Below are 17,534 nucleotides of genomic sequence, written 5' to 3' on the forward strand. Positions count from 1 at the left end.
GAGACCAGACATATCAGAAGAACTTCCAGTCTGGTTGGGCGGATGTCAGCGCAGATCCGCCAGTGCCATCCGAGCGGCGTGGTACCCGCACATGCCATGGGTCCCGGCGCCTGGTGGAGTCGAGGCGGAGCATAGGTAGACCCCGGGGAGCGAGGTCGCGTAGTTGTTCGTTGACACCACGGGTCGCCCAACAATGCCCCGCGGGGTATTGGAATCTCCGGCGATGTCTCCGCCCACGTAGTTGGGGGTTCACGCGCTCGAAGGCGCCCGGCGTAGTCACCCACACCTGAAGGATCCGCTCACCGAAGCCGGGCGCGAACCGCTCGATCTGCTCGATGATCGCCGGGGCCGCATCACCGGTGTACGCGTCCGGCACATGCGCGTAGGCATACACCGGGCACACATCGCCTGAGGTGCGGCTTGGGTCGGCGATGTGCTGCTGGGCCACCAGGACGAACGGCTGTTCGGGCGTCACGCCCCGGCACACCAGTGCTTCGGCCTCGGCGATCTCGGCTGCCGACCCGCCGACATGCACAGTGCCGGCCCGGCCGGCCGCCGGTGCGCTCCAGGGGACGCCGCCGCTTACGGCCAGATCCAGCTTGAAGAACTCAAACGAACCGATCGATTCCGCATCGTCACATCCGGGCCGCGAACGCCCAGCACACCCGGCTTCGTCCTCACCACGTTGTCGCACACCAAACCGGACAGCAACCACGCCACCCCACGGGCCCGTCCTAACACTCAACGACCAACTACCCCAGCTACATCCTCATCTTGAGTGGCGGGGAACACCTGGTAGCGGGTGATCGCCTCCTCCGTGGTGACTTCGTCGCAGAGTTCGGTGACGAGCTGGGCGAGTTCCTCGGCCGGGCTGGTCGGGATGACCGCGGCTGGTTCAGTCAATGCGGGCTCCCCTCGTTGCGGGTCACGGGCGCCATGCGTCCCGGTAGCCCGGGTGGGCGGTGTAGGGCAGGGCGAGCAGCTTGGCGACGTCTGCGAGGTACTGCGCGCCGTAGTGCGCGCCCTCGTGTTGGCCTGCCCAGGTCTCGGTCTCCTCGAAGAGATCCAGGATCCGCCGCTTGGCCTCGACCTCGCCCCAGCTGCGGGTCGCGGCTCGGACCGGCGGATGAATGCCGGTCCTGGCCGCCCGTATCCAGCCACCAACTGGCCGCAACGACGACCGGTGGACACCGGCCGCCCTGGGAGGGCGGGAAGGCCGGGCCGGACTTGCGGCGGCCATAGCCCCGCGCGCCTGGCCGCCCGGCCGGTTCGGTCAACCTGTACACGCCCCGGCCGGCATGACCTCCGCGCCGAGGGATCCCGCGACGGGGCGCCAGGAGGGGAGAGCCGTGGCTAGCTCGTCCAGCGGCTCAGCGTGTCAGGGCTGACCCGCGCCTCGCTGGCGGCGCGGGCCCACGTGAGGGTGCGGGCTCTCAGGTGCTCCACGGTCGAAGCGCGTAGCCGCTCGACCACGCTGGCCTCTTCCGCGCGCAGCAGGGCGCGATACTCGCCCAGCGGGCGGATCTCCTCGGCGGCGTCCTCGGTGCGCACACACCGCAGGACTCGGGGGTCATGCCGCGGAGTACCTCGGCGTCTGCGGGAAACTCCGCGATCATCGCGGGAGGTGGGTTCAGCTGCGCGCTGGCGTGGCGCACGGCCGTCTCAGCGAGTGCGACGAACTAAGCCACCGCCTGTCGGTCGTCGGACGAGATCTCGACCGACGTTGTCATCCTCGGCGGGCCGGTGCTGCAGGGCTGGCAGGCAGCGGCGGAAGGCTGGCGCGCTCCGCGGCCCTCCACTTCATTTCGAGGTGGTCATAGAAGGCGTTCTCACCATCGTCCTCGGTGAATCGAGGCCGAGGTCCGCGTTGCTCGACGGGGAGGTGGGACGTCCGGCGCGGAGCTCAGCTCGTTCCTTGTCGGGCCGTCGCAGATCTAGCTGGGCATCTGTGGCGTCATCAGTCGCCCTTCCCCTCAAGTGGGGTGGGTGCCTATGGAAGCCCTTCTGTGGGGGGCTCTGCACGTTGTTCGGCGGCGGCAGCGCGCTCGCGTTGCGCGGCGACTTCGGCGTGTGCGGCGGCGAGTTCCTTGCGCAGGGCGGCTAGCGTGACGGTGGTCTGCTGGTTTTCGGTTTCGGCTCGTGTGGCGCGGTCGCGGGCCGCGTCGGCCTCCGCGCGGGCGGTGCGCTCGGCCTCCTGGGCGACGGCTGCGGCGGAGCGCTCGTGCTCGGCCTGGGTCAGGGCGGCCTGCCGTTCACGATCTAGTTCGTCGCGTTCGGTGCGTAGCGCGGCAAGCTGGTCGCGGGTCTCGGCCAGGGCACCTTCGGTCCGAGCCGCGCGAGCGGCGGCCTCCTCCGCGGTGGCGCGGGCGGTGGCAAGCTCGTTGCGCGCGGTTTCGAGTTGCGTGGTCAGGTCGCGGATCGTCTCAGTGTCGGTGACGTGCTGCCGGTCGAGCTCGGCCTGTGCAGCGCGGGCCGCATCGCGGTCAGCGGATGCCTGACGCAGTTCCTGGGTGATGGTGCGGAGCCGGTCACGGGCGTCCTCGCCGGCCTGAACCGCCAGTCGGGTCTCTCGCTCGGCGGCTTGGCGGGCCTGATCGGCCTGCTGGGCGAGGCGCTCTGCGGCGGTGGCGCGTTCGTCGGCACGCTCTTGCCCGGCGGCCGCCTGGTCGGCGGCGGTGCGGGCTTCGCCGGCCTCGGTTCGCGCGGCTTCGGCGGCGCGCTCGGCGGCCTGTTGCTCTCGAACAGCCTGCCTGGCCCGTTGCTCCAGGGAGGCGTTGCGTGTGGCGATGGTGCTCTGGAGTTCCTCCAGCGTGGTGGCGAGGCGCTCATCGCGGGCTGCGGCGTCGGTCAACCGCCCGCTCAGTTCCGTCAGTGCGACTGCGTGTGCGCGCCGGGCGGCGGCCTCCTCACCGGCCGCTGCGATGAGGGTGGTCAACGGCTGCTCGATGGCGATGCCGGTTTCGGTGCCGCGGGCTCGGCGGGCGGCCTCCCTGCAGTCGATCCCGCCAGGGCCGTGGCCGCGTGCGTGATACTCGCGCGGCCGCCCGGTGGCCTTCGGTGGCGGCAGTGGACCGAGGCAGTGCAGGCAGCGGCCGTGTGGCGCGGCCGGATCGGGAACCGCAGGGTCGGCCACGCCTGAGCCGCCGTCCGTCGGTTCCGCGTCGACGTCGGTCATTTCGCACCTCCGGTCACCCGACAGAGGGCGGCAGGCGCGGCGGCCGCGGCCAGCACTTCACCGGTTCCGAGCGCTACGGCAGCGGAGTGACTGGGGGAGTGGGCGGGGCGGTCACCGCGTGCGGAAGGTCGAGCATCCACGGCCGCAGACATGATCATGATCGCCATCCTAGCGTTTCGCGGTCCGGAAAACCCAGAAACGCGAAACAGTTTTGCGGATTTATCGATGACGAAAATCTATCGGTTTCGTAGGGAAGTATTAGAAGTTCTTCCCTACCTTGATGATCATGCTTGGGTAGGATCGGCTGTCGAGCGGCCGTCGGCGACGGCCTTGCCCGATGGGAGCACTGCTACATGACGCCTACCGACCACCCCGCGACCGAGTCGGCGGCCGACGCCGATGTCCCAGCGCTCGGTCGCACACCGGCCATCTCCGGGTGGGCGACGCCGCCGATCGAGGCCGGGCAATTGGGCGAATCGAGCGTGCGCGCCGCGTACCAGGACGCTTCGACCGTGCTGAGCGGTGTGCCGGTGCGGGCACCCCGACCGGCCGCCGTACCGGCTCCCGAGACCGAGGCCGATCTCGACGCCACCGGCCAAGCCGGCGACGAGGCCGCGCACTGGAATCAGCTCGACCGGACGCTGTCGGCGGGCGCCACCGAGCGAATCGAACGGTCGCTCGCGGCCGGAACCCGGGCGGTGTACGCGCGCGAGTGGGCAGCGTTCGCGCGCTGGTGCTGGCTGACCGGCCGCACCACGCTGCCGGCCAGCGCCCAAACCCTGGCGTCCTACCTCGACCACCTCACCCGGACACCGACCAGCCGCGGCACCCCGCCAGCGCCCGGCACCTTGAACAAGGTGCTGGGTGCCCTGCAGGGTGTACACAAGGCCACCGGGCACTCAGTCGACGTGCGGCTGGCCCGCAGCGTCCTCAAGGATTACGCGCGCGAGCGCAGCGCCGCCGGGCACCGGCCTCGTCGCTCGGCACCGATCACCGCCCAACGGGTCCTGCCGCTGCTGGTGCACGCGACACTGGACGCGGTCACCACCCCCCGACTGGCCGACCGGATCAGCCCGCTGCGCGCACAGCAGACCATCGTGTCCCTGGTACTGGGGCTGGTGCTGGGCGGTCGCGCCAGCGAGATGGCCGCCCTGGACATCGCCGACGTCACCTTCACCGCAGACTGGATAAGCGTCACCATCCGTGCCTCCAAGACCGACCAGAACGCCGGCGGCTCGGTCCAGCACGTCCAACGGGGCAAGCATGTGGAGACCTGCCCGGTCCGCCTCACACAGGCATGGATCGACACCTTGGCCGCACAGGGCGTCACCGCCGGGCCGTTGATCCGAGCGGTGGACCAGTACGACCGGCTGTCGGGCACGCCGGGCTACGCCGCCCGCGCCAACGCCGACGGCCGGGTCGGCAAGAACTACCTCACTGACCTGGTCCGCGACGCGGTAGCCCGCGCCAACGCCGACGCGGTAGCCCGCGGCCGCAAGCCCCCACTTGGCGACCCGCGCACCTACTCCGCCCACGGGCTCCGCGCGGGCCTGGCCACCAGCGCCGGCGAGGCCAACATCCCACCGACCACCATCGCCGACCGTGGCCGCTGGAAGACGCTGCTGATGGTGATGCAGTACTGGCGCGACGGCGCAGCGCTGGCCCGCCAACTGGAGGCCGAGATCGGCCTGTAGCCGTAAGACTCGTTGCCCACCCGCACGCTGCCATTGACGTCGCGGCAGCGCCACGTGACCACCCAGGAGGACACGACACCATGCGCTTCCAACACGGCCTGGGAGTCCTAAAGCTGCGGTGAGCCGCCTGCGGCCACTCGGACAGGTCCCCGACGGCCGGGTAGACGAGGACGCGTGTAACCCCGGCACGGGCGGCGATCAGTCCTTGCGATCCGTCGTTGCCAGGCACGTGACCGTGGGAAGGACGACCGTATGGACGCGGCGCCGGCCGGGCAACGACGAACAGGCAGGCGCCGACGGCGCAGATCGGCCCTGCGGGTCTGGACGCTGACCATCACCGAGACGACTTGACCGGCCGCTCGCGTACCTGGCGGCCGGGGATACGTTCCGGAAGAAGGACGTCGGCCAGACGGCCCGGTGGCGTCCGCTGGACGGATGAAAACATGACACAAGATGTCAGGCTTTGAAGCGATCATGGGTTCACCGGTCGGCGCCGATGGTGGACGCGGACCGGATCCCACGAACAGACAAGGAGGAGCTGCATGCGCGAAACGCGAGAAGATCTCAAAGAGCTGCAGGCCCTGCTGGACGCCTCTCTGTCCCGCTCCACCTCGCACCTCCGCTCGATCATCAACACCGAGAGCACACTGACCGCGGAGCAGCTCACCGGGGTCCTCACCGGCATGTGCACCCTGGCCCTGTCCACCGTGACGGCGAAGGGCGAACCGCGGATCAGCGGCGTGGACGGGCATTTCCTGCACGGCAAATGGCACTTCGGCACGGCGCGCGGTGCCGCCAAGGCCCGTCACCTGGCCGCCCGCCCGGCCGCCAGCGCCGCGCACATGCGCGGTGAGGATCTGGGTGTGTTCACGCATGGCACGGTGGAAATCCTCAATCCCCAGGACGGCGAGCCGGCCGCGGACTGGCCGGATCTGCTCGCCTACTTCAAGGACTTCTACGGCGCCGACTCCTTCGACTGGGACAACGACGTGGTCTACTACCGGCTGCGTCCGCACTGGATGAGCGTCTACGCCGCCGATATCGCCAAGCTCACTGCGGTGTCCCGGTCCTGATCGGCGGCACGGGCCGTATCGGGACGGCCACGTGCTGGATGACAGATCTGGTGAAGCGGCCGCTCGACGCCATTGGTGACGAGCGGCCGTCGCGTAGTGGCGTGATCGGTTTGTTCGGCTCGGGTGGGGGCCTGCCCGCCATGTCCTGCTGCGTTGCGAGAGGGTGGACGAAGGGTTGACCGTATTCGGGGTGCCGTTAAGGACCGCTACACCGGGGGCGAGGTAAGGGTGATCAGCGGGTGCGTCGGCGGGCGGCGGGGTCGGCGTAGGCGGTGACCTTGGCGGAGGTGGCCTCGCCGAGGCGGACATAGGTACCCAGGCTGGCCAGGTGGGCGTGGCGGGACTTGGCCTGGAGTTCGGCGGCGGTGCGGCCGGCGGCCGCCAGGTGCTGCAACGCCGAGTGGCGCAGCTGGTGCAGGGTCCATCCCTTGCCGTGCGGGTCGAGTGCGCGGGTGGCGGTCTTGAACAGGTACTCCGCGCGCGGGTACGACAACCGGCCGCGGCCGGTGGCGGGGCAGATGTCGGCGGCCGCGGGCGCGCGGGGGCCGGAGGCGGGGGCGTGGCGGTCGGCCAGGAACACCGGCCCGGTCGTGCGGCCCTTGAGCAGGCGGGGCAGCAGGCGGGCGGTGCCGGTGGCCCAGTGCACGTACTCGATCGCGCCGCCCTTGGAGGTCACCCGGGCGCGGCGGAGCTCCAGGTCCAGGTCCTCGAAGTTGAGGGAGAGGATCTCTTCGGCGCGGGGCGGCGGTCTCGTAGAGCATCCGCCACAGCACCCGCTCGCGCAGCCCGTGCGCGTCCTCGCCGAACAGCTTCTCCAGCCGGGCGAGCGGGACGGCGCGGGCGCCACGGCGGGCCGGCTTGCGGCGAGTCAGCCGCCGGGCCGGGTTGGTGGCCAGGAGCTCCTGGCGCTGCGCCCAGGTGGTGAAGGAGGTGAGCGCGGACAGGTGCCGGTTCCAGGTGGCGGCCGCCGCGGTGTTCCACCGCTGCATCACCGCGGCGAAGTCGTCGGGCGTCAGGTCGGCGACCGGACTGGCGCCGCCCGCGAGGTCGATGAGGCGGGCGAGGGTGTCGTCGTAGCTGGCGCGGGTGGTGGCGGCCGGGATGGAATCCAGGTAGCGGTCGACGGCGGCCGCGAGCGTCGCCGCGCCGGTCGGGCCGAGGCGGCCAGGGAAGGCGACGACGGACACGGCGGGAACCTCCACGGCGGTGATGTGACACATAACGTTGCCGAGTCACCTGCGCCGCGGCGGGCGGCGAACTGGGCGGACGCGGCCCGACGCCCGTCAGTGTGACAGGTAATCGGAATTCTGTGTCACACCCTGCCCGCGGGTTGGCGGGTGGCGGGTGGTCAATCCAGGAACGCCTGCAGTTGGGTCGCGAGCGCGGCCGTGCTGGAGAGGTCGGTGATGCGGGTGCTCTCGCGGCCGGCGGTGAACAGGATCAGGGTGGGCAGGGTCATGATCTGGTAGCGCCGGGCGAGGTCGGGGGCGTCGTCGAGTTTGACGGTGGCCACGCGCAGTCGCCCGGTGTGCTCGGCGGCGAGGTCGCGCAGGATCGGCATCAGGGCCTGGCATGGCCGGCAGCCGCTGGCCCAGAACTCCACCAGCAGGGGCTGGGATGCGGCGGTCAGGTACTGGTCGAAGTCGGTGCTGCTAAGGGCGGTCAGGGCGGGTGGCGGCGTCACGATCGTCCTTGCCTGTCGGGAACGGTGGGGTGGGCGTCGGGGCGGGTGGCGGTGCCCAGGATGTGCGGGGTGAACGGAAGCCGCCGGCGGGTCTCGGGCCAGTTCACCCGGCGGAGCCGCCGGTGAGTGAAACCGGCACGGTCGATCGCGGTGTCGGTGTTGGTGGCCAGATGGCACCCGCCGTTCAGCAACGGCCACACGGTGGCGTCCAGCATCCGCTGCGCGCGGCGCAGCGCGGAGGTCTCAGCGCTGACGTGCTCGAAGACGTGCAGTCGCCCGCCGGGTCGCAGCACGCGGTACATCTCGGCCAGGGCGGCGTCGCGGTCGCCGATCGAGCACAGCACCAGGCAGGCCACCACGGCGTCGAAGGCGGCGTCGGGCGCGGCCAGGTGCTCGGCGACGCCGTCGATCACGGTGACCGGGACCGGGGCGTCGGGCGCGGCGCGTTCGGCCAGGGCGCGCAGACGGGGTTCGGGCTCGACCGCGACCACGTCGGTGACCTGCGGCGGGTAGTGGGCGAAGTTGGCGCCGGTGCCGGCGCCGACCTCCAGCACCCGCCCGGCGATGCCGGTCAGCAGTTCCCGGCGGTACATGGTGACGCCGCCGTCTTCCATGGCGGGGGCGAGGCGGGCGTACATGCGGGCGAACAGCGGGTGCCCCTGCCTGCGTGGCGCGGCCGGGGTGCTGCTGCGGTCCATCGGTGTCGCCTCCTTCTACGGGTCCGGGCGGGACGCTACGCTCGATTCCGGAGGTTACGACATAGTGAAGCAACTTCACAATGATGCAGGCTCAGAATCTGTGGATGAGACGCCGGGTGCCGGGGCGGGGCATGCGCTGGAGAAGCTGTTCGCGCTGGCGGTGGTGACCCACCAGTTCATGGAGGCCGGGCTGGCCGATCGGGGGTTGTCGCGGGCGCGGGCCACGGTGCTGTGGAACCTGCGGCACGGTGGGCCGATGACCCAGCGCGCGCTGGCCGAGGCGATCAGTGTGTCGCCGCGCAACGTGACGGGCCTGGTGGACGCGCTGGAGGCCGACGGGTTCGTGGCGCGCGGCCCGCACCCCAGCGACCGGCGGGCGACGCTGGTGGCGCTGACCGGAAAGGGCGAGGCCACCATGGACGGCCTGCGCGGCGAGTACGACGCCGGCGCGGCGCGGCTGTTCGACGGGGTGGCGGCGGCCGACCTGGAGGGATTCGTGGCCACGGTGGACCATCTGCTGGAGCGGATCGCGCAGGAGACCTGCTGATCGTCGCGTCTCCGGCCACCGCCTGCGGCGGCTGGAGGCTATCGGGCGGCCGCCGGGTCGGCCAGGAGGCGGTGGACGGTGACGGCGATGGCTTGGGCGGCGTGGTCGATATCGGCGCCGGTGGTCCAGCGGCCCACGCTCAGCCGCAGCGCCGCCAGCGCCTGGTCGCGGTCATGGCCCATGGCCAGCAGTACCGGGGAGGGTTCTGGGGAGCCGGTGTGGCAGGCCGAGCCGGTGGCGGCCGCGACGGCAGAGGTGGCGGCCAGCACGTCGTCGCCGCCGACGCCGGTGATGGTGAGGTGCAGGGTGCCGGGCAGCCGCGGCGCAGGGTGGCCGGTGACGGCGAGGCGGCCGGGCAGCAGGTTCTCCAGCCGCCGCTGCAGCAGGTCGCGCAGCCGCGCGTGGTGGTCCAGGGTGCCGTCAGTCAGGTCGGTGCGGGCCAGATCGGCGGCGGCGCCGAGCGCGACGGCCAGCGCGACGTTCTCGGTTCCGGCGCGCAGCCCGCGCTCTTGGCCGCCGCCGGGCACCATCGGCTCCAACGGCACACCGGTACGCACGTACAGGGCGCCGATGCCCTTGGGCGCGTACAGCTTGTGCCCGGCCAGGCTGAGCAGGTCCACGCCCAGCCGCGCCACGTCCAAGGGGATCTTTCCGGCGGCCTGGGCGGCGTCGGTGTGCAGCAGCGCGCCGTGCGCGCGGGTGAGGGCGGCCAGCTCGGCCAGGGGCTGCAGCACGCCGGTCTCGTTGTTGGCGGCCATGATCGACACCAGCGCGGTGCGGGGGGTGAGCGCGGCGGCCAGGTCGGCGGGGTCGACGCGGCCGCGGGCGTCGACGGGCAGGTAGGTGATGCGGGTGCCGTGGCGGCGGTGCAGCGCCCGGCACGCCTGCAGCACCGCCGGGTGCTCGGTGGCCTGCGTGATCACGTGCGCCTCGCCGGGGCGGCGGGTCAGCGCGGTGCCGAGGACGGCCAGCGCATCGGCCTCCGACCCGCTGCCGGTGAACACGACCTCCTCAGGGGCGGCGCCGACCAGCGCGGCCACCTGTCGGCGGGCCAGGGCGAGCGCCTGCCGGGGCCGGGCGCCGTAGGGATGACCGCTGGAGGGGTTGCCGAAATGGGTGGTCAGATAGGGCAGCATCGCCTCGGTCACCCGCGGGTCCACCGGTGTGGTGCTGTTGTAGTCCAGGTAGACCGGCCCGCCGGCCAGCCCTGGATGCGGCGGCACCGGGCCGGTCACGCCGGCGCCCCGACGGCCACGGGCAGGTCGGCCAGCCGCCACTCCAGCATGCCATCGTGCAGCCGGATCGCGCGGCGGCCGCGGCCGGTCAGCAGCCGCACCGCGTCGTAGGCCAGCACGCAGTACTCGCCGCGGCAGTACACCACGATCTCGACCTCGTCGGGCAGCTCACCGATCCGGTCGGCCAGCTCGGCGACCGGGACGCTGACCGCGCCGGGAATGTGCCCGGCGCGGTACTCCTCCATCGGCCGCACATCCAGCACCAGCACCTCGCCCGCCTCGGCCCGGACGAGCAGCTCCTCGCGGCTCATCTCCACACCGCCGTCGTCGCCGAGGTAGGCGCCCCGGGCCGCCGGGACGGCGGGCTGGTGGGTGTCGGCGACCTTGCGCAGCAGTGCCAGCAGCTGCGCTACGTCGTCGCCGGCGAGGCGGTAGTGGATGCGCACGCCCTCGCGGCGGGTGGCCACGAACCCGGCCTGCTTGAGCGTCTGCAGGTGCGCCGAGGCGGTGGTCAGGTTCAGCCCGGCCGCCTGCGCCAAAGCATCGACGGTGCGCTCGCCCTGGGCCAGGAGGTCCAGCAACTCCAGGCGCTTTCCGCTGGCCAGCGCCTTGCCGCTGGTCGCGAACGCCTCGTACAACCGCGCCTTGGCCTGGGGGGCCGTGTTCTCCACCATGACATCCTCCATAAATCCATGGAATATTGTAGTCGATGGCGGGTGCTGCCACCAGCATCCCCGCCACCGTGCCGCACTGCCTTGGGAGGACCGCCGTGGGCTTCGCCGACGATCACCTGATTCCGCTGGTCGATGAGGGGCTGGGCAACAGCGCCTACCTGGTCGATCTGGGCGACGGCCGTGCCCTGGCCGTGGACGCCAGCCGCGATCTGCGCGCGCTGCGCGCCGCCGCCGAACGTCGCGGCCTGAGCGTCGCGTTCGCCGCCGACACCCACCTGCACGCCGACTTCCTGTCCGGCGCCGTCCAGCTCGGCCACGACACCGGTGCGACGGTGCTCGCCTCGGCCGCCGGGCGCCGCGCCTTCCCCCACCGGGGCCTGGCCGACGGCGACGAGGTCGACCTGGGCGGTCTGATCCTGCGGGTGCTGGCCACGCCCGGGCACACCGACGAGCATCTTGCGTTCCTGCTGCTGGACGGGAGCCGGGAGCTGGGGGTGTTCACCGGTGGGTCGCTGATCGTGGGCTCGGCCGCCCGCACCGACCTGCTCGGCGCCGACCGCACCCAGGCGCTGGCCCGCGCGCAGTACCTCTCGCTGCACCGCCTGGCGATGCTGCCGGACGCCACGGCGGTGTGGCCCACGCACGGGGCGGGCTCGTTCTGTTCAGCCCCGCCCGGCGCCGAGCGCACCACCACCATCGGCGCCCAGAGGCGCACCAACCCGCTGCTGGCCGCGCCCGACGCCGACACCTTCGTCCGCGACCTGGTCGCCAGTCTGGGCTCCTATCCGGCCTACTTCGCCCGCCTGACCGAGGCCAACCGGCGCGGCCCGGCCGTGCTCACCGCCCCGCCTCCGCTGCCCGGGCTGGACGCCGCGCAGGTCAAGGCACTGCTGGACGACGGCGGGTACGTGGTCGACGTGCGGCCGGCGGCCGAGTTCGCCGCCGGGCACATCCCCGGCGCGATCTCGATCCCGTTGCGCGAGCAGTTCGCCACCTGGCTGGGCTGGCTGCTGCCCGCCACCGCCCCCCTCGCCTTCGTCACCGGCCCCGGCCAGGACCTCAACGAGATCGCCTGGCCCGCCTACAAGATCGGGTACGAGCGGCTCGCCGGGCACCTGACCGGCGGCATGGCCGCCTGGACCGCGACCGGGCATCCGGTGGCCACCACCGCGTTCGTCCCCGCCGACCGGGCCCCGGACGGCCCCTACATCGACGTGCGGCAGCAGGCCGAGTACACCGCCGGGCACGTTCCCGGCGCCCTCAACCTCGAACTCGGCGACCTGCCCGGCCACGCCGCCGGCGCCCCCGCGGGCGCGATCGTGGCCTGCGGGCACGGCGAGCGCGCCATGACCGCCGCCAGCCTGCTGGAGCGCGCCGGCCGCACCGACGTGACCGTCCTGGACGGCAGCCCCGACCAGTACGCCGCCGCCCGCGACCTGAGCCTGGAATACGGCCCGCAGGGAGACGCGGCGTGAGCGCGACCGCCAAGGCGCCGCAGGCCGGGCGCCCGGTCCGGCTGGGTTTGCGGGAGAACTGGCCGCAGTTCACCGTGCTGGTCATCGTCAACGTCTGCGTCGGCGGCCTGGTCGGGCTGGAGCGCACCACCGTCCCGCTGATCGGCAGCCAGGTGTTCGGGCTGACCAGCGACCTGGTGGTGTTCTCCTTCATCATCGCCTTCGGCATCACCAAAGCGGTCACGAACCTGGCCGCCGGGGCGCTGACCGCCCGGTTCCGCCGCAAGCAGCTCCTGCTGGCCGGATGGCTCGTCGGCGTCCCGGTGCCGTTCGCGCTGGCGTGGGCACCGTCCTGGTCCTGGATCATCGCCGCGAACGTGCTGCTGGGCGTCAACCAGGGCCTGACCTGGTCGATGACGGTCAACATGAAGATCGACCTGGTCGGCCCGGCTCGCCGCGGCCTGGCCACCGGCCTGAACGAGGCCGCCGGCTACGTCTCCGTCGGCGCCACCGCCCTGGCCACCGGCTACCTGGCCACCGCCCACGGCCTGCGCCCGGCCCCCGAACTCATCGGGGTGGTGTTCGTGGCCGCCGGGCTGGCGCTGTCGCTGATCGTCCGCGACACCGCCGCGCACGTCGCCGTGGAGCTGGCCCAGCACCCCCGGCCCGCCCCGGCCGGAGAAGCACCCGGGCTGGCGACCGCGTTCGCCCGCACCTCCTGGCGGAACCGGTCGCTGCGCGGCGCCAGCCAGGCCGGCCTGGTCAACAACCTCAACGACGGCCTCACCTGGGGCGTGTTCCCGCTGCTGTTCACCGACCACGGCCTCGGCCTGGCCGCCGTCGGCCTGATCAAGGGCCTCTACCCGATCCTGTGGGGCCTCGGCCAGATCCCCACCGGCCACCTCGCCGACCGCATCGGCCGCAAACCCCTCATCGTCACCGGCATGCTCGTCCAGGCCGCCGGATTCGTCCTCGCCCTTGCCCTGCTGGAGTGGCCACTGCTGGCGGGCGTCGGCTCGGCGATCGCGCTCGGGATCGGCACCGCGATGGTCTACCCGGCGCTGATCGCCGCCGTCTCCGACCACGCCCACCCCACCTGGCGCGTCAACGCCCTGGGCACCTACCGGTTCTGGCGCGACATCGGCTACGCCGCCGGCGCCCTGCTCGCCGGCATCCTCGCCGACCTGGCCGGACTCAACACGACCGTCATCGCCGCCGCCGCCCTCACCGCCGCATCCGGCCTGCTGGCCGCCCGCTGGATCACCGACCGTCCTGCCTCCACAACGATCGCGAGATAGGTGACGACGCCGCCCGGACGTTCACGGTGCCTTGCCCGCGGTCGCAGGTCCTGGCGGCGCGTCCAGCGCGGCCCCCAGGGACAGCCGTTTGCCAAGATCGAGGTGAACCTCGCCGTAGGGCAGGACGTGGGTCCAAAACAGCGGAGTCAGGCCGTGGCGGTCGGCGTCGGTGAGCGCGTCGGCCCACTCGGGCTCGCCGAGCACGTCCTGGATCATGAGCGTGTTGATGTAGACCAGGGCGGCCTGCAGGATGTGCGGGCACAAGATCTCCAGCTCCTGCTCGTCGCGGCGGTTGGAGGCGATGTCGCCGCGCTTGCCGAAGTGGATGATTGGGATGGGAGGCGCTGCGGGTGAAGCGGCGCGGGATCGCCTCGGTGGAGGCGGTGCCGGTGCGGATCGCGGAGGCGTACTTGACCATCTGGTCGTACTGCTGGGGCGATCAGGTCCCAGCGGATCGGGCGGGGCGCCAGCGCGGGCGCCAGCCGCGGGTAGTCCTCACGCGTTCCGGGGCTAGGCAGGTACAGCTCGCACCGGTTGATCTGCTTGATCCGCGGCATCAGCTTGAACCCCAGCATTCGGGCCACGCCGAACCCGATCTCAGTCTGGCCGTGCGGGTCGACGTAGGCCTCGTTGATGGTCATGTCAGTGCCGTGCCGCACCACGCCCTCGATCATCGCGGCCACCTCGGACGCCGAGCATTCCAGCAACTGGCTATGGACGGCGACCGACCCGTCTCGATGTGCCAGTAGATCAAGATGCCGCGGCCCCCGTACCGGGAGTGCCACTCGGTGAAGATGTTCTGATCGAACGCCGAGAAGTGGGTGGAGTCGGCCGCGACCGCCGTACTGCCCTCGCCCCACAGCCAGGCCTGCCGGGCGGCGAAGGTGGCGTTGGCGATCGCAGCGGCGACCAGCCGGGCGGCCTCCTCGCTCAGGTAGCAGCGCCGCACGTACCGCAGACGGCGGATCTCCCGGATGAACGCCTGCTCGACCCGCTTGGTCGCGCGCGCCTTGATCCGGTGCACCGCGGAGATCAGCAACTCCACCAGCGTGTCGGTGATCTCCCGCTGCCGCGGGTACACCAGCGCGGCCAGCAAAACCAGCCGGACCGGCTCCGGGTGGGCGCGCAGGTGGCTAGGCGACTCGGCGAAGGCCCGGTCCCGCCACCCCTTCGATCTTCGGGGAGATCCCTGCGAACAAGCCGTCCGGCAGCTGGAGGCCCCGCGTCAGGTCCAGTTTGGAGATCTCGGTCAGCATCGAGTTCAAACTGACGTCGACCGGCGCCTGCTTGATCTGTCCCAGGACGCCGGCGGCCTCGTCCTCAACCTCCTCCCGGTCAGCCTGCTCACCACTCGCATCGCCGTCACCGCTGCCGGGACGGGCCACCAGAGCAAGGATCCGCTGTCGCGCCTCCGGCCCGGACCGCGCCTGCACGCGGGCGATGAGCGACTGATCCCCCTGGCGCAGCGCCGACCGGACGATCGTGTCGATGCGCAACGCAGTCGACGGCTCTATCTTGTCGGCCCTGCAACGGGACAACAGCTCGACGCGGACCTGCTCGGGACGGCGTTCCTTGGTGCACAAGTCCTCCGCCAGCGACGTGGTGAGCTTCTCAGCGTCGGGCACGCCGCACGGACGCCACCCCAGCGCCTCGCGCAGCTCCCTACGGTGGCCCTTGATCGTCCGGCCGCCGAAGTCGTAGAAGGCGATGTCGGTCGCCGACACCTTGACCTGCCTGGCCACGAACTCCACCATCTCGTCCGGCAGGTCCGACCGTCCCCGCGGGAACCGGCCCTCCACGGCAGATACCTGGCCATCAGGGCGAAGCCCAGCCTGGTCGCACCGGTCTTGTTCCGCAGCAGCGCCAGATCCTCCGGCAGCAGCGTGAAGTGCTCAACCAACTCGTCCAGGTCCAGCGGCTCAGCCACCTCGCCAGCTCCTATCCAGGAAGCAGACCCCGCCGAGCACCGAGCCCAACAAACCCAGCGCCACTCACCCCCGAATACGGGGCAATGCTGGCGGTAACACTCTCCCCGTGTCCCCAAAACTGCCCAACTGCGGTGGCAGGAAGCGGCCTACCGCCACTTCGCCCCTGATGCGGCGATCCTTAACGGCACCCCTATTCGTACGGGACGTCGCGAGTATGGAGCGCGAGACCATCGATGTGGTGAGGGCTCGTACCAACAATCTGCGCGCGCCGACCGACGCCAGGCAAACCGGACTTCATCGAACCCGGTGGGCTTCATTTTACGGGGTCGGTGTATCCGGCGGTGTGGAGTTTCCAGCTCGCTGCCCCGGACCTTCGGGCCGGGCGCTTGTCTGGTCGCCGCTCACCTCCGCTATGCCGCCGAGCGGATATCCTCGGCCTGCTCGACGAGGGCCGCCGGGTGGGCGACATAAGCGGGGCTGTCGGCGCACAGATCCCTATGCAGAGGTGGTCGGGTGTCTTGTCGCCTAACCAGGTTTGATTGGTGATGGCGGGTGTGGTGGTGATAGTGAGGCCGGTGGTAGGGGTGCCGGTAAGAAGCGTGTCATGAGCCCCAAACGAGCTGCTGGCCCAAGCTCGCGCTTGGCTGACTCTCTTCAGGAAATGCCCCTTCCGTGAAGTAATGTGGCTGCATGCTGTCCTCCACCCCCAGTTCGGCGTCCCTGCTCGCCGGGCAGGATCACGCCGAAATCACTTCACGAAAGGTGGTCGGGCTTCCCGAACGCCTCGATCCGGCCGACGACAGCCTCCCGGTCTGGACGGAGCGCTACCTCGATCTCGCCGTGCGCGGAGTCCGCTCAGCTGAGGTCACCGCCAAGATCTCCCGGCACCTGGAGCGCTTCGGCGCCTGGATCACCGACGGCCTCGGGCACAACCGGCTCTCGGCCGTCACCCCGCGCGAGATCACAGCCTGGCGCGACCACCTGGCCGCCGCCGGCAACCGCGGCCGCGACAACATGCCCGCGCCGATGGCGCCAGCGACCGTCAACAACCACCTCGCGCACCTGTCAGCGCTGTTCACCTGGATCACCGCGCACGCCCCCGAAGGGCTGCTGCGCCACGGCGACCCGACCAAGAAAGTCCCCCCGCTACCACTGCCCGCCCCGCAGCCGCGAGCGCTGGCCGTCGCCCAGGTGCGCACCGTCAAGAACGTCGTGGACCGGATCGAGACCTTCCACGAGCTCAGGGGCCGCCGTCACCGCGGCGCCGCCACGGCCCGGGTGCACGCCCACGCTCGCCCGCTGCGCGACCGGGCCATCATCTACCTGCTGTTCGGCACCGGGCTGCGCCGCGCGGAGCTGGTCGGCCTGGACCTGGACCAGGTGGAGCCGGCCGCCCCCGAGCGGCTGCGCCAGGCCAAGAAGGCGCGCCTTGTCGGCGTGCGCGGCAAGGGCCGCACCAGCCGCACCGTGTTCCTGGGCCGCGACGCCCGCCAGGCGCTGGCCGACTACCTCGACCAGGAGCGGCCCGGCGACGCCGCCGCCAGCGCCGGCCCGGCCGCGCTGCTGCTATCGGCCGCCTCCATCGCCGCCCGCCGCCCCGACGGCCGCCTCTCGGCCCGCTCCATCAACACCATCGTCGGCGAGATCGGCCGCCTGCACGACGCCCAGATGCCCGACCCCGACCGCAAGCTCGGCACCCTGCGCCCGCACGACGCCCGGCACACCTTCGCCTACGGCCTGTCGCAGGCCTCCGGCCACAACCGCGCCGAACTCGAGCGCCGCCTCGGCCACGCCAACGACCGCTACCTGCGCCTGTACACCAACCCACCCGACGACATCGCCGCCGACTACGTCGAAGACCTATGACCGCGAGACCTGGTCACACCTCAACACGACGGGCAGCGTAGCCATCCGCCCAGTCGACGATCCGGTCGGCGAGTGCTATGACGGCAGGCGCGACGCCGGGAGCGCCTGGACCGCCGGCTGCGTCGATGACGCTGAGTGTGACGCGGCCACCATCGCCAGCGCCGTTGCGTTGCTTCCTGGACTTCCCGGTGGCGCCTACGACCTCCGT

The 17,534-nt window shown here is 71.6% G+C and carries 18 protein-coding genes and 2 pseudogenes; 6 read left to right on the plus strand and 14 right to left on the minus strand.

Annotation, left to right across the window (positions count from 1 at the left end; genetic code table 11):
• Positions 1–13: 13 nt before the first annotated feature.
• The 5 genes from K8Z49_RS05265 to K8Z49_RS05285 form a co-directional block, all read right to left on the minus strand.
• The gene (locus K8Z49_RS05265; protein WP_412517730.1) at positions 14–715 is read right to left on the minus strand and encodes a hypothetical protein; all 702 of its coding nucleotides are present in this window, start codon (positions 713–715) and stop codon (positions 14–16) included.
• A 26-nt stretch (positions 716–741) separates the two neighbouring features.
• Positions 742–903, minus strand: a complete 162-nt coding sequence (locus K8Z49_RS05270; RefSeq protein ID WP_412517731.1) for a hypothetical protein — start codon at positions 901–903, stop codon at positions 742–744.
• A 22-nt stretch (positions 904–925) separates the two neighbouring features.
• Complete coding sequence (locus tag K8Z49_RS05275; protein WP_412517732.1) at positions 926–1,240, minus strand: DUF6221 family protein; 315 nt, start codon at positions 1,238–1,240, stop codon at positions 926–928.
• A gap of 113 nt (positions 1,241–1,353) precedes the next feature.
• The gene (locus K8Z49_RS05280; protein ID WP_412517733.1) at positions 1,354–1,551 is read right to left on the minus strand and encodes a hypothetical protein; all 198 of its coding nucleotides are present in this window, start codon (positions 1,549–1,551) and stop codon (positions 1,354–1,356) included.
• A gap of 439 nt (positions 1,552–1,990) precedes the next feature.
• The gene (locus K8Z49_RS05285; protein WP_412517734.1) at positions 1,991–3,175 is read right to left on the minus strand and encodes a hypothetical protein; all 1,185 of its coding nucleotides are present in this window, start codon (positions 3,173–3,175) and stop codon (positions 1,991–1,993) included.
• A 353-nt stretch (positions 3,176–3,528) separates the two neighbouring features.
• Between K8Z49_RS05285 and K8Z49_RS05290 the strand changes: the two genes are divergently transcribed.
• Both K8Z49_RS05290 and K8Z49_RS05295 read left to right on the plus strand, forming a co-directional pair.
• Entirely contained in the window at positions 3,529–4,869 is a 1,341-nt protein-coding gene (locus K8Z49_RS05290; RefSeq protein ID WP_412517735.1) for a hypothetical protein, read from the plus strand.
• A gap of 542 nt (positions 4,870–5,411) precedes the next feature.
• Entirely contained in the window at positions 5,412–5,942 is a 531-nt protein-coding gene (locus tag K8Z49_RS05295; protein ID WP_021592266.1) for a pyridoxamine 5'-phosphate oxidase family protein, read from the plus strand.
• Positions 5,943–6,174: 232 nt separating this feature from the next.
• Here K8Z49_RS05295 and K8Z49_RS05300 read toward each other — a convergent pair whose 3' ends face one another.
• From K8Z49_RS05300 to K8Z49_RS05315, 4 genes and pseudogenes are all read right to left on the minus strand, one after another.
• A complete protein-coding gene (locus K8Z49_RS05300; RefSeq protein WP_412517736.1) occupies positions 6,175–6,789 on the minus strand; it encodes a tyrosine-type recombinase/integrase in 615 nt (204 codons plus the stop codon).
• Positions 6,790–6,904: 115 nt separating this feature from the next.
• Positions 6,905–7,162 (minus strand): annotated as a pseudogene (locus K8Z49_RS05305) (hypothetical protein); the annotation flags it as partial.
• A 128-nt stretch (positions 7,163–7,290) separates the two neighbouring features.
• Positions 7,291–7,626, minus strand: coding sequence for a thioredoxin family protein (locus tag K8Z49_RS05310; RefSeq protein ID WP_021592264.1), 336 nt, complete (start codon positions 7,624–7,626; stop codon positions 7,291–7,293).
• Complete coding sequence (locus K8Z49_RS05315) at positions 7,623–8,324, minus strand: class I SAM-dependent methyltransferase (protein ID WP_021592263.1); 702 nt, start codon at positions 8,322–8,324, stop codon at positions 7,623–7,625. The genes K8Z49_RS05310 and K8Z49_RS05315 overlap by 4 nt, the downstream gene beginning before the upstream one ends.
• A 100-nt stretch (positions 8,325–8,424) precedes the next feature.
• On the opposite strand from K8Z49_RS05315, the gene K8Z49_RS05320 reads away from it, so the two are divergent.
• A complete protein-coding gene (locus K8Z49_RS05320) occupies positions 8,425–8,871 on the plus strand; it encodes a MarR family winged helix-turn-helix transcriptional regulator (RefSeq protein ID WP_021592262.1) in 447 nt (148 codons plus the stop codon).
• Between the two features lie 38 nt (positions 8,872–8,909).
• On the opposite strand, the gene K8Z49_RS05325 is transcribed toward K8Z49_RS05320, so the two are convergent.
• Together K8Z49_RS05325 and K8Z49_RS05330 are read right to left on the minus strand one after the other, a co-directional pair.
• Positions 8,910–10,106 (minus strand): cysteine desulfurase family protein, encoded by a 1,197-nt coding sequence (locus K8Z49_RS05325; RefSeq protein ID WP_021592261.1) that lies wholly within the window; start codon positions 10,104–10,106, stop codon positions 8,910–8,912.
• Entirely contained in the window at positions 10,103–10,780 is a 678-nt protein-coding gene (locus K8Z49_RS05330) for an ArsR/SmtB family transcription factor (protein ID WP_021592260.1), read from the minus strand. The genes K8Z49_RS05325 and K8Z49_RS05330 overlap by 4 nt, the downstream gene beginning before the upstream one ends.
• Positions 10,781–10,815: 35 nt before the next feature.
• Between K8Z49_RS05330 and K8Z49_RS05335 the strand changes: the two genes are divergently transcribed.
• On the plus strand, positions 10,816–12,255 hold the full coding sequence (locus K8Z49_RS05335; RefSeq protein WP_412517737.1) for a rhodanese-like domain-containing protein: 1,440 nt from the start codon (positions 10,816–10,818) through the stop codon (positions 12,253–12,255).
• Positions 12,252–13,532 carry an MFS transporter gene (locus K8Z49_RS05340; protein ID WP_412517738.1) on the plus strand — a complete coding sequence of 427 codons (1,281 nt, stop codon included), beginning with the start codon at positions 12,252–12,254 and terminating at the stop codon, positions 13,530–13,532. Before K8Z49_RS05335 ends, K8Z49_RS05340 begins: the two co-directional genes overlap by 4 nt.
• A gap of 21 nt (positions 13,533–13,553) precedes the next feature.
• Here K8Z49_RS05340 and K8Z49_RS05345 read toward each other — a convergent pair whose 3' ends face one another.
• From K8Z49_RS05345 to K8Z49_RS05355, 3 genes and pseudogenes are all read right to left on the minus strand, one after another.
• Positions 13,554–13,862, minus strand: a complete 309-nt coding sequence (locus tag K8Z49_RS05345) for a Tn3 family transposase (RefSeq protein WP_412520992.1) — start codon at positions 13,860–13,862, stop codon at positions 13,554–13,556.
• Positions 13,745–14,613 (minus strand): annotated as a pseudogene (locus K8Z49_RS05350) (Tn3 family transposase). Before K8Z49_RS05350 ends, K8Z49_RS05345 begins: the two are co-directional and overlap by 118 nt.
• A gap of 52 nt (positions 14,614–14,665) precedes the next feature.
• The gene (locus tag K8Z49_RS05355) at positions 14,666–15,331 is read right to left on the minus strand and encodes a DUF4158 domain-containing protein (RefSeq protein WP_412517739.1); all 666 of its coding nucleotides are present in this window, start codon (positions 15,329–15,331) and stop codon (positions 14,666–14,668) included.
• Positions 15,332–16,150: 819 nt separating this feature from the next.
• Here K8Z49_RS05355 and K8Z49_RS05360 point away from each other — a divergent pair.
• Complete coding sequence (locus K8Z49_RS05360) at positions 16,151–17,326, plus strand: tyrosine-type recombinase/integrase (RefSeq protein ID WP_412517740.1); 1,176 nt, start codon at positions 16,151–16,153, stop codon at positions 17,324–17,326.
• Positions 17,327–17,534: the final 208 nt, after the last annotated feature.

This window comes from Actinomadura madurae, assembly GCF_047130825.1.
GTDB lineage: Bacteria > Actinomycetota > Actinomycetes > Streptosporangiales > Streptosporangiaceae > Spirillospora > Spirillospora madurae.